The following is a 13,496-nucleotide window of genomic DNA, read 5'->3' as shown; positions in this document are numbered from 1 at the left end:
CGGGCGCCCCTCGGCGGGCGCCCGCAGGCATGGGCGGTCAGGGCTTCACGCGGGTGACGCGGGAGGTCGGCAGATGGACGCGCAGGACGTCCGCGTGCGCGGGCGGGTCGTGTGCCGCGAGCCGGTGGAGCGCTTCGGACAGCTTCGGGTCCGCGAAGTCCTCCTCGGCCTCCGCCGCTTCGCCGACCGGCACCATGCGCGCCGTGGTCTCGGTGTACCGGAGGTCCGGCATCCCCTCGGTGGGCCCGAGAGCCGCGATGAACGGGCTCCAGCCCATGGACACCCCGCGGCCCGTCCGCTGCTCCGTCGTCGTGAAGTACGCGGTCACGGCCTGCGGTCCGTCGCCCGGCTGTTCGGCGGCGAAGGCCCGGACCCGGTCGACGACGACCTGCCGCCAACCTTGCCCCCCGCCGCCTGGTCGGCGACGGTCGCCAGGGACTCCAGGGTCTTGGGCGGAAGACCGCGGAGCGCGGCGCGCACCAGGGGCGTGGTCGGCTCGGCCAGCAGCGCGGCCAGTTCCTCGTGTTTCATCGCCGATGTCCTTCCGTGGCGTGGCGGTGAGGGGCCCGTACGGCGGGGTGGTGGCCCCGCCGTACGGGGTGTTCCGCAGGACCCACAAAATTAATAATAGTGTCTTCTAGGGTGGCGTGAACCCTCCCCTGACCTGCGGTTTTACGGCCAGTCGTGCTCTCGGCGGGACGGTAGCGGGAACGTGCGCCGGGGGTCCATGCGTACACAGCGTTCGCAGTACGCCGTGACGCGGTTGGCGGTGCACTCGCCCCACTGGCACTCGAAGCGCTCGCGCGGCCCGCAGATCAGGCACCGCCACAGGGTGATTCCGTGCAGCTCGCACGGCTCGTAGCGCTTGCGCGCGGGCAGCAACTCCAGGGCGGGGCGGGGGCGTTCGAGGCGGGCGACGTCGGCGGCCGGGAAGGACTCGTTGCCGTCGCGTATCCAGCGGGGCGACAGCTGGGCGTACCGCTCGGGCGTGGTGTAGTACGGCAGACCGGCCGGGCTGAACACCATGGCCAGTGCACCGCCCGTGACCAGGGTCTCCAGTCGGTGATGGCTGAACTCGCCGCGCAGGGACAGCATTTCGGCCTGGCGCAGGCTCCAGGCGTACCCGTACCGGCGCAGGATCCGGCGCTCGGTGGCGGCCGGGCCCGTCTGGGCGGCGTCGAGCTCCTCGACGGCCTCGATCGCGGCCGTCGGGCTGGCGGTCAGCTCGCGTACCGCGTCCTCGGCGGCCGCGCGGGTGGCGTGGCTGCTGAGCGTGTACCCGTGGAGCTGGTCCACGACCTGGTGGCGTCCGTCGTGCTCGGCGGCGGAGTACCGGACGGACTGCTGCGGCTGGGTGCGGCGTCGGGGCATGGCGGAACTCCATCTGCGCAAGGGGCGGGAGACGGCGGCGGTGGAGGCCGGCCGGGCGGCGGTGACCTCCTGGGCAGCGGCCTGTAGGCGGAGAAGACGTAGTGGCCCAGGTCGCGCAGCATGCTGGCGGTGCCGTCCACGGCCGCGGGGCCGTGGTCGGCCTCGCGGGTGTACGCCTCGATTTCGTCGTTCCAGGCGAACCCCTGGGCGGCAAGGGACTGTTCGGTGGCGGGCGTGAGGTCGTCGGAGGACTGCGGCGCGGCGACGAGTCCGTGAGCGGGGTCGGGCGCGACGAGGAACATCGGGCTCCTTCCGTGTGGGCCGCCCTGCGCGGGGCGGCCCACGGCCGGGGCGGGCGGCTGGTCAGCGGGTGACGGTGACGGTGTAGTCGGCGTCCAGGACGGCGAGCGCGGCACGGATGGACGCGCGGGTCTCCGCGCTCGGGACCGAGTAGGGGAAGTCCAGGGCGCGCACGGCGTCGTCCAGTTCGTCGTCGGGCATCGGGAGCGTGTAGCCGCTGCGGTAGAGGGCGACGGCGGTCGCGGTGGCGACACGGACGCGGTTGTAGGCGATGGCCTCCCCGGCCGTGACGTCGGTGCCGAGCGCTTCGTGCGCGGTGGGCGGCAGTTCCGCGATCCCGGCGGAGAACCGGCGGGCGGGAATGCGGAGACGTGCCGGTTGCAGGGCGCGGCGCAGCGTTCGAAGCATGGCAACTCCTGGGGCTGGAGGGGGGAAGGGGGCCGTCACCTGGTGAATGAAGCGGGGGGAGGTAACGGCGCCCCCTCGGCTCACTATTAATAATAGTGTAAGTTGGGAGGGTGTGAACCCGCCCCTGACCTGCGCAAACGGGGAGGTGCGCGCGTCCGCGTGCGGCAGGTCAGAGCTGCGGTGCGTATGCGGCCAGGGACTTCGGTGCCGCCCTGGTGTAGATGCCTTCCAGGCCTGACGGGGCGATCAGGCTCCAGGTGAAGGTGGCGGTGTCGACGTGGAACTGCCCGCGGCGGCGGTGCGGAGGGACGAAGGCGCGCAGGACGCCGACGCCGTAGGCCTCCAGCGTGCCGTCAAGGAACGCGTCGCGCTGCTCCTCGGTCACGTCCGGTCCGTACCTGTCGAACCGCTCGTCGACGACGACGGCGAAGACGGGGCTCAGGTCGTCCTCGACGGGGCCGAACATGCTGCGCCAGTGGGCGAGGTCGGCCATCGCCTCCGCGCGGCTGGCGCGGGTGCTGCGGTAGTTCACACCGTCGCGGTGGTCGGCGAACTCGTCCGTGTCGTACAGCCACGCCTCGAACTGGTGCTCCGTATACATCCCGATGCCGTTGTGGCGGCGGCGCAGGAAACCGAAGGGCTCGCCGTCGACCGTCACGGGGTGGCGCTCCGTGCAGAACTCGCAGGTGACGCCGACGTGGCGCAGGAAGCGTTGCAGGCGGGGGAAGCGGGCGAAACGGGTGGCGCAGTTGCAGCAGGTGTACACCTCCCAGCGGGAGGGGCTCGCGACCGTGTCGTGGTGGCACTGCGGGCACTGGTAGGCCTTGTTGCTGTACCAGTCGATGACCGGCATCGGGTTCCCTTGCACGGAAAGCTCCTGAGAATTGGATTCGGCGGAAAGGTGCACTGTCGCCCCGGTGGTCGGGGCGACAGTGCGGCGGCGGGTTCAGGCTCACTATCTATAATAGTGTGAGTCAGGTGGGTGTGAACCCCCCTCTGACCTGCTGGTTTGCGGTGTCGTCGAGGCTTTTCAGTGCCGGTGGGCCGACGGTGTGACGTCCGGTCCGAGGTCCGGCGGCACGCAGTAGTCGACGTCCGATTCCGGGGAGACGAGGTCTCCGGTGTCGGTGTCCGTGCAGTAGGCGTCGAAGACCTCTCCTGCGGTGAGGGGTTCGGGTTCGCCCTGGCGCAGCCGCCACCCGTATACCCGGTCCGGGGTGCTCGGGACGGAACTCCGTATGACCAGCCCGCCGGGGCTCCGGGTTGCCAGACCGGCGGCCAGGACGGTGGTGAATTCGAGGGCCTCGGCCTCGTCGAGCTGGCACGTGCCGTCCGGGTCCGTGTCCGCGTGGAGGACGGCGACCAGGGTCTCGGGCGCTGCTGAGACGCTGCAGACTAGGTGCCTCTTGCCCGGCCGTGCCGTGTCGAGGATGCGCGCCAGCAGGCCCGATGCCTGGGTGAAGGCCGTTCGGCCGATGTCCTCGCCGCAGGAGGCGCAGGCCCCGAGCCGGGCCAGGAGAGTGGTGGCGTACTCCCAGGTGGCCTGTCGCACGGCTTCCTCGATCAGGTCCGGGATCAGGTCGGCCAGGGGCTGGCCGTCGTACGGGAGGGCCGGGCCCGTGGTGGCGAGCTGGGCGGTGTAGCGGGCGCGGCTGGACGCGCTGTCAGGGTCGAGGCCGGTGTCGGTGCAGAAGTCGACGTATTCCTCCGGGTCGAACAGGGCGACCGTGGTGTGCGCGCCCTGCGAGGCGCGGCTGCTGAGAAGGCCTTCGAACGCTTTCAGGTACTCCGCGAAGTCGGTGAAGGCGAAGGTGCGGTAGTGCCGCATGGCGCGGAAGTCGTGTTCGTCGGTGAGCAGGCCGATGGTGCCGGCGACTTCGCGGCGCAGGACGCGCCGAATGGTGTGGCGGTCGGCGGGCGCCGTAGCTGCCCCCGCGCACGGTCGGCATTCGGAGGACTGGTGGGCGTGGGTCACGTGCGTGCCTTTCTCGTGGGGGAGGGGAAGGGGGCCGCTCGTGTCCGGTCGACCGGTGGGAGCGGTCGGCTCGCGCTGGCCGGTCGCCGGGGAGGTCATGAGGTGGTGGTCCACAGTGGATAGTCAGCGGAGCTCGACTGTCCAGCCGCGTCCCTGGAATACGGGCGTGTAGTGGTCGCCGCAGTGCTCGGTGACGATGGAGCTCACCGCCCGCGTGAACTCGTGGTTCGTGAGTTCGGAGGCGTTCTCGACCGTTGCGCACGGCTCGTCGGCCGTGATGGAGGGGCCCATGCCGGTGGGCGGGTAGTTGTACCCGAACATCTCGCCGTCGGCGTTGATCGTGTGGAACGTCCACTCGCACCGCTTCATGGGGAACCTTCCTGGCGCAGGGGCTGTCGGGCGGAGAGGGCGGGAGGATCCCGCATCACATATTTAATAATAGTGTCTTCTGCTGGGCGTGAACCCACCCCTGACCTGCGGTTCGTCGACCGTTCGACTCGGAGTGGGGCCGCTCTACCGCTGAGCTACGCAGGCTTGTGGCCGCCGGTGCGGCGGCCGGAGGAGGGCGGGTCAGCGTCCGGCGATCTCGCGAAGCCGCTGCAAAGCGGTGGACGCGTCGACGTACCAGAACGTCTCGCTGGGCTTCAGGCCGAGAGCCCTGGCGGCAACGTCACAGATCAGGCGGCGCTCCTCGCCTCGCTCCGCGTAGACGCTGGCGAGCGTCTCGTACTCGTCGCCGTCGTAGTCCGTGCCGGTGACCTCGACCTGTTCCTCGGCGGGCAGGGATGCGAGCGTCCAGCCGGTGAGGTGCGCCGTCCATCCGGCCGCGCACAGCTGGGAACCGCACGCCGGAGCCTCCTCGGGGGCCAGTCGCAGGGCCTCGGCAAGGAATGCCCAGTTGTCCATGTTGAAGACGTCGGGCTGCGCCTCGATGGCGTCCAGGTCGGCAGCCGCCACGGTGGCGGGCGTCTCGGGCGTCGGGGCGACCTCGGTGTCGGTCATCACAACTCCAGTCATGTGGATCGGTGTTGGAGTAGTGCTGGCGGGACTCGAACCCGCGACCTCAGGACTTATAAGATCCGCGCTCTACCAACTGAGCTACAGCACCTCGGTGTTCGGTTGTGAGGGCCGCGCCCCTCGTCCTGGTCGGGCAGGGCGCGGCCTCGCTCTCGGGCCAGGGTGGGTGGAATGTCCCGGCCGTCAGGTCGGCCGGGAAGGCGGGGCGGGCGCTCGGGCGGTCCTCGACCATTAGCAATAATAGTGTCTTTTGATGGAGGGGGAACCCGCCCCTGACCTGCGCTTCTTACTCCCGTGACGCCTGGGCGAACGCGGCCAGCATGGAAATCACGGAGCTGGGGCGCTCGGACGCTTCGGCCTGCACCCCCTCGCCGGAGGCGCCGACGAGCACGGTGACGCTGTCGACCTGGACGGGGCCGTGCTCGCCGGGCGGCCTGGTGTCGTGCTGCCAGATGATCCGGGTGCGCCGGTACTGCTCCTCGACCTGGGCTCCGGGGAGTGCGCCGGCCACGGCTTCGGCGACGGCGCGGCGGCCGCTCTCCTCCGCCTGCTGGCGGGCGGTGAGCTCGGCGGCCTGCTGCGCGGCATCAGCGTGCAGCGGATACAGCCGCCGGGTGATCTCGCGGGCCACGTGCCGGGCGCTGCGGGCGGTGACGCCGATCGACGGTGCGATCATCTTGGTCTCGTCCGGCAGTGCGGCGTGGATCTTCAAGCGGTCCGGGTGGCGTTCGTCGGGCTGGGACAGGCGCAGGGCGCGGCCGTCTCCGTCGACGATGAGCCGTCCCAAACCGCGGTGGTCGTCGGTGAGTTCGGCTGTCCGGCAGTGCGTACCCAACTCTCGCGCCACTTCGTCGGCGAACGCGTCGAGCTGTTTCTGCGTGGTCAACTCGCGTGTCATGGCGGTCCGTTCACTCCTTCGGATGGCTGGTGGGCGTGGTCGGCGCGGGGCTCTTCGCGTCCTGGTCGCGGAGCTCGGCGTCACGGCGGGCGTCCTCGGCGGTGTAACCGGTGTCGCACCAGGAGCGGCACAGCTGGCCTGGGGGTGCGCCGCACGTCTCGCACCGGTCGTCGAAGTCCTCCGGGCGCCATGGCCGAAGCTGGCCGCTCACGGCTGGAGTTCCCGGATGTGGTTGGCCAGGGGCCGGGCGGACAGTACGGGGCTCTGGTGGGGCGGGGCGGTACGGACGGCATGCCACAGGTTCGACGGCTGCCACGGGTCGAAGTCGATCGGGGCGACGGGCCGGATGGACCACTGGCGGCCGCGGGGGCCGGTGACGGTGTACTTCAGGCGCTGCGGGGCGTCCTGGCGGCCGTTGTCCTCCACACGAAAGGCCGGCGGCCGTGAGCATGCTGCCCAGCTCGTTGCAGCGCGCCCGGGTGATGTGCTCGAACTCGGCCGGGATCAGGTGGAAGTCGGTCATGTCGTTGCCTCGCCACGTCTCCGCGTGGCCGTCTTCGCGGGTGACGGCATACACGCAGGCCGGTTGCCGGAGGCGGCGGCCTTCCCATTCCCTGACGTGTTCGGAGCTGGTGACGTCCCACACGCCCGAGGGGCTGCGCAGCTGCTCGCCGACCCTGAGCTTCCGGGGTGGCTGGGTGTTGAGCAGGCGCGGCCCGGGCACCAGGCCGTTGTCCTTGAGGTCGGTGCACCGCCAACACATCCATGAGGTCTCGCCGTACAGCCGGTAGATGCCCCAGCAGTTTTCGTAGCAGATCGAGCACATGAACCGGCAGTCCTCGGAGGCGCGGACCGTTGCTGCGTACGTCATGCGGGGCATGCGGCTGATGACCATGCCGAAGTGGCGTCCGACGGACACGGTTTCTCCTTCCAAGGGGGTGAGCGGCGGGGCGGCCTGCCGGACGGGTCAGGGTGCGGCGGTCCACAGGGGCAGGCCGGTGGTGGTGCGGGGGCTGATGCCGGGGCGCACGGGCACGTCGCGGTAGTCGGACACCTTCACGTAGCCGCCCCGCTGGGTGTCGAGGCGGACCGGGGCGCCCTCCCATTCCCACTGCTCGATGAGTTCCGCGGGGAGGTTCTCGACGTCGTCGGCCTCCACCTGCACGGCCCATGCGGTCAGCTCTTCGCCGTACTCCTGCCGCCATTCCTGCAGGACGGTGAAAAGGTGGCCGAAGTCGTCGACCAGGGCCAGGGCGCGCGCCTGGGGGGCGGGGTCCTCCGCGTAGATCGGTGTATCCGGGCGGGTGCGCTCACCAAGGCTCATCAGCCAACGCATGATCGGGGCTCCTGTCTTCCGTGTCGGGCGGTCACAAGCTGGGTGCGGGTGAGGGGCGGTGGGTCAAGGGCGACCCGACGGCTCGGGCTTGCGGTAGCGGTAGAGGAAGCGCGCGGCCCATGCGCGGCTGGTGAAGCCGGGGATGCCGCCGCCGTTGCCGGGGCGGTTCCCGGGAAACTCGGCCACCCATGCGCAGACGCCGTTCGGGTCGTGCCAGACGATCCCAAAGATGCTGCGATCTTGACGGTCAAGGACCCGGCGGCCGAACGAGCCGGTGTTGGCGGCGTACGTGAACTCCTCGGGCACGGTGGCTCCTTCGGTCGGCTCCGGGTGCGAGGGGGGCGGGGCAGGACCAGTGACGCCCCCTCTCGTACTTCCAATAATAGTGTATTTAGGTGGGCGTGAACCCACCCCTGACCTGCGCTTTCCTCCGGCTCTCAGGAGGTGCCGACCAAGGCCGGGCGGCGGCCGCGCGGGCGCCTGCGCTGCTGGGCACGCAGGGAGTCGGCTTCCTCCTGGGCGCGGCGGGCGCGCTCGCGCTCCTCGGCGGCCGCGCTGACGCAGTAGGGGGCCCACCACTGTTGGACGTCGACGGTGCGGGCCAGAGAATCGGGCAGCACCGAGTAGGGGAGGTCAGCCAGCATGAGCAGCAGGACCGGGTGCGGGGAAGCCAGGAACCAGCGGGCGACGGTCCACCAGGCGACCACGGCAGCACGGCGCGCGGGGTGGGCGGCGCGCGCCTCCTGCTCCAGGCGGGCGGCTTCGGCCTGGTGGTAGGAGGCAGACCAGGTGAGGAAGCGCAACAGACCGGGGGTGTCGCGCTGCCGTGAGGCACTCAGGATCGCGGGCAGGTCGGCGCGCTGCGCGACGTGCTCGGCGCAGCTGCGCAGGACGGCGGTGAGTACCGCTTCCGTCTTCTCCGACGGCGGGTAATCAGCGGCGCTCGGCAACGGATGTACCGAGACCTGGGGGCGGTCGGCGTGGTCGCGGTAGAGGGTCAGGCTCCCGTGGTAGCCGGTGCGGCTGCGGGCGAGCCGCGGGAGGTCCTCGTCGGGGGCGGTGGTCTTGAAGGCATTCACGGGGCCGAGACAGGCGCGTACGGCGGTGAACTGGTCCCAGCGGTGGGGGTCGGTGGTGCCGGTGACGTGCACGCTGCCGCGCATCGCCCCGCCCAGCTCGAACACGACGGCGTCGTCCTCGCGGGGGCCGGCGGTGGCGCGCACGGGGCCGGCGGGCGTGTCGATGGTCAGGATCGGGCTGGTCATGGGCTGCGATTCCTCGGGACTCGACCGGGTGGGCTGCGGGGCGTGCCGCCCCGCGCTCGCCGAAGGGGAGGGTGCGGGCGCGGGGCGGCACGCTGGCCGGGGCGGTCGTCCACGCCCCGTACCGGGGGAGGGGCGTGGACGGTGTCTGCGGGTTACTCCTGCGGCGGCTTGTGTCGGCGGAGGTTGCCCCGGTCGGTCAGGCTGGGTCGGCGGCCACAGGGGCAGTCCGCGTACCGGCGGCCGTGCATCTTGAAGAACTTCCCGCCGAGTGCGTGGCCGTTGACCTGTCTGGTCGTGCCGGGGACCGGCTCCTTGTTGGTGCAGTAGCCGTCCGGCGTGACGGCGGGCTTCTCGCTCATGAGCGCTCCTTCGCGGCCCCATTGGGGCGGTGCAGTACGGGGGCGTGACAGACCACCTGCGGCGCGGCGTCGTCTGGCGGGAAGGACATGGCGGCCTTGTGGATGTCGGCCGTGTCATGGGGTGCAGACTCCGGCCCGTACCTCCCAGCCGCACACGCGTAAGCCAGCGTCGGCGGTCGTGGCGATCAGGACGGCGTCACGCACGGTGCTGTTCTCCAGGGCGAACGTCAGCAGTACGAAGAACTGCACGTACTCCTCAGCGGAGTGATCCACGCACCAGGAACCCGGCTCGACGGACACGTACAGGTCGGCGCTCACCTCCGTGCCGTCCGTCCGTCCGCTCGGCGTTGATGTGCAGCTCGTGGCTCCCCTCACCGAGGGCCGGGAACAACGCGGTCAACGCGTGCAGGGCGCGGCCCATGGCGGACGCCGTGGCGGCGTTGTCGGGCCGTGGAAGCTGCGGTTCAGGCATGCGGGGCCTCCTCGTCGGAGTCGGGGAGCTGGATGAGCACGGGGGCGGGGTAGACCTCGCGCTCTACGGCGGCCACGTCGGGGCACGGAATGACGGCGGCCTGGAGGTCGTCCGTGTCCATGGGGTGCAGCCACCCGTCACGCACAGACCAGCCGCACGCGCGGGGGTTCGGCTCGGCGGCCGTGGTCGCGATCAGGACGGCGCTGCGCATTGTGCTGCCCTCCAACGCGAACACCAGCAGCATGCGGAAGGCGCAGAACTCGTCTTCGTTCAGGACGGCCAGGCGCAGCGGCTCCATGCCGATCGAGAGATCGGTTCGGCCCGTGACGAACGTGTTGTCGGTCCGCTCGGCCACGAGGTTCAGCGTGTGCTCACCGTCTCCGAGTGCCTGGAACACGGCGGAAAGGGCGGTCAGGGTGCGGCTCATGGCGGCCGTGATGGCGTCGTCTCCGGGGTGGGTGAGCTCCGGGCGTGCAGGCATGAGGACTCCTTGCGGGGCGGTGGGCGGTGGGCGACGGAGGCCGGCCGCACTGCGCCTCTGGGCACAACGGGCTTCTTGTGGGCGCGCGGGCGGCTCCGCCGACGCGTCGCGCTGCCGCTACGCGGCAGGGGCCGGCGGGCGCGCTCCGCGCTCCCTGCGGGAGCTGTGGGGCTCTGGGACGGTCGGGCCCGTGCGGGCCGGGCTGGGGGAGTTGCCCGGCCCGCACGGGGGTCTGTCAGCCGTGCGCGGCGGCGGCTGTGAGGGCGGGAACCGCGAGCGCTTCCAGGGCTGCGGCCTGGTCGGCGTCGGTGAGGGTCTGCGCGGTCGACGTGACCGCCTGCATCACGCCCCCGGCCGTCATCTGCCCACCCCGGATGAAGTGGGAAAGGATCCGGTCCTTCGTCTCGGTGCCGATGCTGAGCGACTTGGTGACGTGCTCGATCGTCTTCGTCGGCTCGTCCAGCGTCTTACCGGCGGCGGCCTCCATCTCGTACACCTTGGCCTCGACGTACTCCTGTGACAGGAAGGTGCGCACGGCGTCGGTGGTCTTGGAGGTGATCAGCTCCAGCGTCTTGCGCTGGGTCTGGCCGGACCAGTTCACCACGCCCTCGTCCTGCTTGCCTCCGAGGTGTACGGCGCGCATGACGTCCTTGGTCTGGGTCAGGCCGTTGCGGCAGACCTGGATGACCGCGCGCGGGGTGATGGTGTACGCCCCGGCTCCTACCTCGCTGTTGGTGATGACGAACCCTGCGGAGATCATCGGGAGTTCGTCACCGCTGCGGCCGTCGAACGGGGAGCGGTAGCCGCGCAGCAGGTTGCGGGCCTGGATCGCGACCGCTTCGGACTCGACGCGCACGTACATGCGCCGGTCGGTGAGGTCGCACCCCGTGATCCGCGTGGGGTGGCCGGACTGCTCCACCCCGTCCAGGGCGGCCAGCAGCATGTCAAGGTTGTCCATCAACTTGTAGCTGTCGGACAGCAGCGCGCGGGCCACGCCCTCGCCGGGCAGGCCGGGGCCGTCCTCGCCCCGGAACGCGCGGAGCATGAAACGGCGCTCCGGACCCTCACGGAGCCACGCGTTGACGTTCTCGTCCAGCAGCGGGACGTTTTCCGCGCGCATGCGGCGCAGGTAGGCCAGCGGGATGCGGAGCTTGTCAGAGATCCCCTCGTCGGCAACGGCGGTGGGCCGGTAGATGCCGTCAACCCTCGTCACGCCACTTGCCGTGATCTGGGACTCGACGCCTTCGACGTGCACGTTTCCCTCGCGCATCCGCAGCGCGGACGCGGGGGCGATGACGTCCAGCTTCCGGCGCTGTCCGTCCTCCAGGATGCGGACCAGGTCGGACAGGTCCGCGTTACGGGCCCCGGTGGGGGCGACGTTCGTAGCGCGCTCGGCGAACTGCTGAGTCATGCGGTGTTCCCCTTCGCTGTTGGTCTCTGCGGGCCGGGGGGCGGAGCCACCGCCCCCCGAACAAAGTCAATAATAGTGTGTTTCAGGGGTGGCTAAACCCACCCCTGACCTGCACACTTAGGCCAACGGCGCGCGGAACTCCGGGATCGGCGTAAAGCTCTGCCGCCGTACGTCCGTGACAGCGGTCACCGGAATGCCGCCGATCACCTCGCACAGGTCGTAGCGGACGCTGTGAGCCGCTCCGACCGGTCCGGCCTGCGCCTTGATGGCCTGCACCCAGTAGACGCCGTGACGCCGTGTCACGGTGCCGTGATACCTGACCTTCTGCCACAGCATCGGCCCGGAGTTCTGCGGGTCAAGGCTGCGCGCCACCGCGAGCGCAAGCGGATTCGCCACCCGCTCGGACAGCAACAGGTCGATGAACGCGCGGTCAATCGTCCCCCGGTCGACCGGCACGTCGGCCAGGGCCGGGCCGGTGTGCCCGGTGCGCACACCCATGGCCCAACCCAACTCGAAGAACGAGCGGACCACGTCCAGCTGTTCGTGAGACACCCTCAAGGCGTCCGGGTCCCGCTCGCTGCGCGCCAACTCGGCCAGCGCGTAACGGGCCTGTTCTTTCTCTGCCTCCGTGATCGGCGCGCCGGTTTCCTGGGTCCGCTCCGGAATCCGCGTGTTCTCCATGGCGTCCCTTCTCCTTTCGGTGATGCCGGGTGGAACGGGGGCACCCCAACCGGGGCGCCCCCGTGCGGATTACTTCAGGAACCCGTTCGCCCGGAGGAACTCGGCCGCGATGTACGCGATTCCGTGGGGCTTGTAGATCTGCGGGAATCGCCGCAACTCAACTTCCATGCGTCCCGACTTGTCGGGGTCGATGAATTCCTGAACCAGCCGGTAAGGCTCATCGTCCCTCGGCATTTCTAGAACGACCGGACCGGCGGCCTTGGTCTCGAACCGAATGCCGGTGTAATCCCGGTCGGAGTTGTGCACGATCTTCACTCCTGCCCGCGCGCACGGCAGGGGCAGAAGGTTCGCGATAGTGCGGGCCCGAATCGCCAGCTCGGTCATGGGCGCGTCTGCGCCGCGCACCCCGCGCACGATCCCGTCAGTGATCGTCAGTTCCATGTTTTCCCCTTCGATGGTCCCTTGCGGTTCCCGGGGGTCGCCTCCCCCAGGACTTAAAATAATAGTGTGTTGCCCGCTCGGATGGAACCCCTGTTGCGCTGCGGGTTGCGCTGGATGTTGCGCCATGGTGTTGCGGTAGAGGTTGTGTTGGGTGTTGCGGGGCCTAGAAGCCGGCTTCTACGTCCTCCCTGGTCACCTCATCAGTCAAGCGTGGTACGACTGCTGACATCCCCTCTGCTGCCGCTCTCCCTGCCCGAATGATAGAAAAAGGGTGGGCTGTGGGTGTGGGTGCTGCGGCGGCGTCGGGGATTGGGACGGATGGGTGTGTTGCGCGTCGGCGGGGCCTCCGCGCGCTGCGGTGGGGCCCTGAGGGCCCTGGGAGGGTGAGGGCGGGCCGGTGGTCCGGCGTGCTTCGGCTCAGTTGCTGGTCCTGGTTATTCGGTCCTCCATGGGCGTGCCTGTTCCTGTCTTCTCCCTGGGGTTGTTTGTCCCCTGGGAGCAGTCACACCCCGAGGGCTGAACCAACGTCCCTTACCCTGAAAGGTGTTGGGCCCCGATGGGATCCTTTTCCTTTCCCGGGTATGCCGCGGTTTACTTAGCCGCACGGAATGCCAATTCAGTTCCTTCCGTTGGTAAGGGATTCGGAGATTCCTCCAAAATGCGGCTCGAAAATTTCGGCGGTTTGACTGGCCCGAGTGATGGGGGTCTGGTTCCAGAGTTGATCCTGGACAAAAGTTTGAAGCATGGGTGGGTTGGTTCTGCCAAAACTACATACTGCATCACCTGATACAGAGTCACCGACAGGGGGCCACACCCTCCCCGTAGCTGCCCGGGCCGCAGGCCCGTTGGCCGTCTCGCGCAGCAGGACCGGCCGTTGGGGCGCATCGCGCCCCTGGGTGGCTGGAGCGCGGCGAAAGCCACCTCGCGGGCCGCAGGCCCCGCAGGCTCCGGGAGCGCAGCGAACGGAGCGTCACCCACCTTGCGCAGCAAGGCGGGTGACGCTGCTCGCGCAGCGAGCAGCAGCGCTCACGCGGAGCGTGAGCGCAACACCCGTGCGCAGCACGGGTGTTCGCTTGCTCCG

At 70.0% G+C, this 13,496-nt stretch carries 22 protein-coding genes and 1 tRNA gene; 1 reads left to right on the top strand and 22 read right to left on the bottom strand.

Annotation, left to right across the window (positions count from 1 at the left end):
- Window positions 1-37: 37 nt before the first annotated feature.
- The 3 genes from ACZ470_RS36875 to ACZ470_RS36865 all read right to left on the bottom strand — a co-directional run bounded on the left by ACZ470_RS36875 (window position 38) and on the right by ACZ470_RS36865 (window position 1,371).
- Window positions 38-328: a hypothetical protein gene (locus tag ACZ470_RS36875; RefSeq protein ID WP_468434323.1), complete on the bottom strand. Its 291-nt coding sequence runs from the start codon at window positions 326-328 to the stop codon at window positions 38-40.
- Window positions 325-531, bottom strand: a complete 207-nt coding sequence (locus ACZ470_RS36870) for a hypothetical protein (protein WP_468434322.1) — start codon at window positions 529-531, stop codon at window positions 325-327. Before ACZ470_RS36870 ends, ACZ470_RS36875 begins: the two co-directional genes overlap by 4 nt.
- 141 nt (window positions 532-672) lie before the next feature.
- Window positions 673-1,371, bottom strand: a complete 699-nt coding sequence (locus tag ACZ470_RS36865; RefSeq protein WP_468434321.1) for a hypothetical protein — start codon at window positions 1,369-1,371, stop codon at window positions 673-675.
- Window positions 1,372-1,472: 101 nt separating this feature from the next.
- On the opposite strand from ACZ470_RS36865, the gene ACZ470_RS36860 reads away from it, so the two are divergent.
- Window positions 1,473-1,745 (top strand): hypothetical protein, encoded by a 273-nt coding sequence (locus ACZ470_RS36860; RefSeq protein WP_468434320.1) that lies wholly within the window; start codon window positions 1,473-1,475, stop codon window positions 1,743-1,745.
- Here ACZ470_RS36860 and ACZ470_RS36855 read toward each other — a convergent pair.
- From ACZ470_RS36855 to ACZ470_RS36765, 19 genes are all read right to left on the bottom strand, one after another.
- Complete coding sequence (locus ACZ470_RS36855; RefSeq protein ID WP_468434319.1) at window positions 1,735-2,079, bottom strand: hypothetical protein; 345 nt, start codon at window positions 2,077-2,079, stop codon at window positions 1,735-1,737. The two genes, ACZ470_RS36860 and ACZ470_RS36855, sit on opposite strands and share 11 nt — an antisense overlap.
- A 169-nt stretch (window positions 2,080-2,248) precedes the next feature.
- The gene (locus ACZ470_RS36850; RefSeq protein ID WP_468434318.1) at window positions 2,249-2,947 is read right to left on the bottom strand and encodes a hypothetical protein; all 699 of its coding nucleotides are present in this window, start codon (window positions 2,945-2,947) and stop codon (window positions 2,249-2,251) included.
- 162 nt (window positions 2,948-3,109) lie between these two features.
- On the bottom strand, window positions 3,110-4,054 hold the full coding sequence (locus tag ACZ470_RS36845; RefSeq protein ID WP_468434317.1) for a hypothetical protein: 945 nt from the start codon (window positions 4,052-4,054) through the stop codon (window positions 3,110-3,112).
- 123 nt (window positions 4,055-4,177) lie between these two features.
- Window positions 4,178-4,423 carry a hypothetical protein gene (locus tag ACZ470_RS36840; protein WP_468434316.1) on the bottom strand — a complete coding sequence of 82 codons (246 nt, stop codon included), beginning with the start codon at window positions 4,421-4,423 and terminating at the stop codon, window positions 4,178-4,180.
- Window positions 4,424-4,624: 201 nt separating this feature from the next.
- The gene (locus ACZ470_RS36835; RefSeq protein WP_468434315.1) at window positions 4,625-5,056 is read right to left on the bottom strand and encodes a hypothetical protein; all 432 of its coding nucleotides are present in this window, start codon (window positions 5,054-5,056) and stop codon (window positions 4,625-4,627) included.
- 32 nt (window positions 5,057-5,088) lie between these two features.
- Window positions 5,089-5,162 (bottom strand) — tRNA-Ile (locus ACZ470_RS36830).
- Between the two features lie 195 nt (window positions 5,163-5,357).
- Complete coding sequence (locus tag ACZ470_RS36825) at window positions 5,358-5,969, bottom strand: hypothetical protein (RefSeq protein WP_468434314.1); 612 nt, start codon at window positions 5,967-5,969, stop codon at window positions 5,358-5,360.
- A 10-nt stretch (window positions 5,970-5,979) separates the two neighbouring features.
- Entirely contained in the window at window positions 5,980-6,180 is a 201-nt protein-coding gene (locus tag ACZ470_RS36820) for a hypothetical protein (RefSeq protein WP_468434313.1), read from the bottom strand.
- A complete protein-coding gene (locus ACZ470_RS36815) occupies window positions 6,177-6,395 on the bottom strand; it encodes a hypothetical protein (protein WP_468434312.1) in 219 nt (72 codons plus the stop codon). Before ACZ470_RS36815 ends, ACZ470_RS36820 begins: the two co-directional genes overlap by 4 nt.
- 541 nt (window positions 6,396-6,936) lie before the next feature.
- Window positions 6,937-7,305: a hypothetical protein gene (locus ACZ470_RS36810; protein ID WP_468434311.1), complete on the bottom strand. Its 369-nt coding sequence runs from the start codon at window positions 7,303-7,305 to the stop codon at window positions 6,937-6,939.
- A 63-nt stretch (window positions 7,306-7,368) separates the two neighbouring features.
- The gene (locus ACZ470_RS36805) at window positions 7,369-7,611 is read right to left on the bottom strand and encodes a hypothetical protein (protein WP_468434310.1); all 243 of its coding nucleotides are present in this window, start codon (window positions 7,609-7,611) and stop codon (window positions 7,369-7,371) included.
- Window positions 7,612-7,742: 131 nt separating this feature from the next.
- The gene (locus ACZ470_RS36800; protein WP_468434309.1) at window positions 7,743-8,570 is read right to left on the bottom strand and encodes a hypothetical protein; all 828 of its coding nucleotides are present in this window, start codon (window positions 8,568-8,570) and stop codon (window positions 7,743-7,745) included.
- A 152-nt stretch (window positions 8,571-8,722) separates the two neighbouring features.
- On the bottom strand, window positions 8,723-8,929 hold the full coding sequence (locus ACZ470_RS36795) for a hypothetical protein (RefSeq protein ID WP_468434308.1): 207 nt from the start codon (window positions 8,927-8,929) through the stop codon (window positions 8,723-8,725).
- Between the two features lie 114 nt (window positions 8,930-9,043).
- Entirely contained in the window at window positions 9,044-9,202 is a 159-nt protein-coding gene (locus ACZ470_RS36790) for a hypothetical protein (protein ID WP_468434307.1), read from the bottom strand.
- Window positions 9,186-9,401 carry a hypothetical protein gene (locus ACZ470_RS36785; protein ID WP_468434306.1) on the bottom strand — a complete coding sequence of 72 codons (216 nt, stop codon included), beginning with the start codon at window positions 9,399-9,401 and terminating at the stop codon, window positions 9,186-9,188. Before ACZ470_RS36785 ends, ACZ470_RS36790 begins: the two co-directional genes overlap by 17 nt.
- Entirely contained in the window at window positions 9,394-9,882 is a 489-nt protein-coding gene (locus tag ACZ470_RS36780) for a hypothetical protein (RefSeq protein ID WP_468434305.1), read from the bottom strand. The genes ACZ470_RS36785 and ACZ470_RS36780 overlap by 8 nt, the downstream gene beginning before the upstream one ends.
- A gap of 235 nt (window positions 9,883-10,117) precedes the next feature.
- The gene (locus ACZ470_RS36775; protein WP_468434304.1) at window positions 10,118-11,293 is read right to left on the bottom strand and encodes a DUF932 domain-containing protein; all 1,176 of its coding nucleotides are present in this window, start codon (window positions 11,291-11,293) and stop codon (window positions 10,118-10,120) included.
- A gap of 117 nt (window positions 11,294-11,410) precedes the next feature.
- Window positions 11,411-11,974 carry a hypothetical protein gene (locus ACZ470_RS36770; protein ID WP_468434303.1) on the bottom strand — a complete coding sequence of 188 codons (564 nt, stop codon included), beginning with the start codon at window positions 11,972-11,974 and terminating at the stop codon, window positions 11,411-11,413.
- 69 nt (window positions 11,975-12,043) lie between these two features.
- Window positions 12,044-12,415 carry a hypothetical protein gene (locus ACZ470_RS36765; RefSeq protein ID WP_468434302.1) on the bottom strand — a complete coding sequence of 124 codons (372 nt, stop codon included), beginning with the start codon at window positions 12,413-12,415 and terminating at the stop codon, window positions 12,044-12,046.
- Between the last annotated feature and the right edge of the window lie 1,081 nt (window positions 12,416-13,496).

The sequence above is a fragment of the Streptomyces sp. NPDC031111 genome (assembly GCF_055570675.1).
This window is presented reverse-complemented; position numbering and strand designations above follow the sequence as displayed.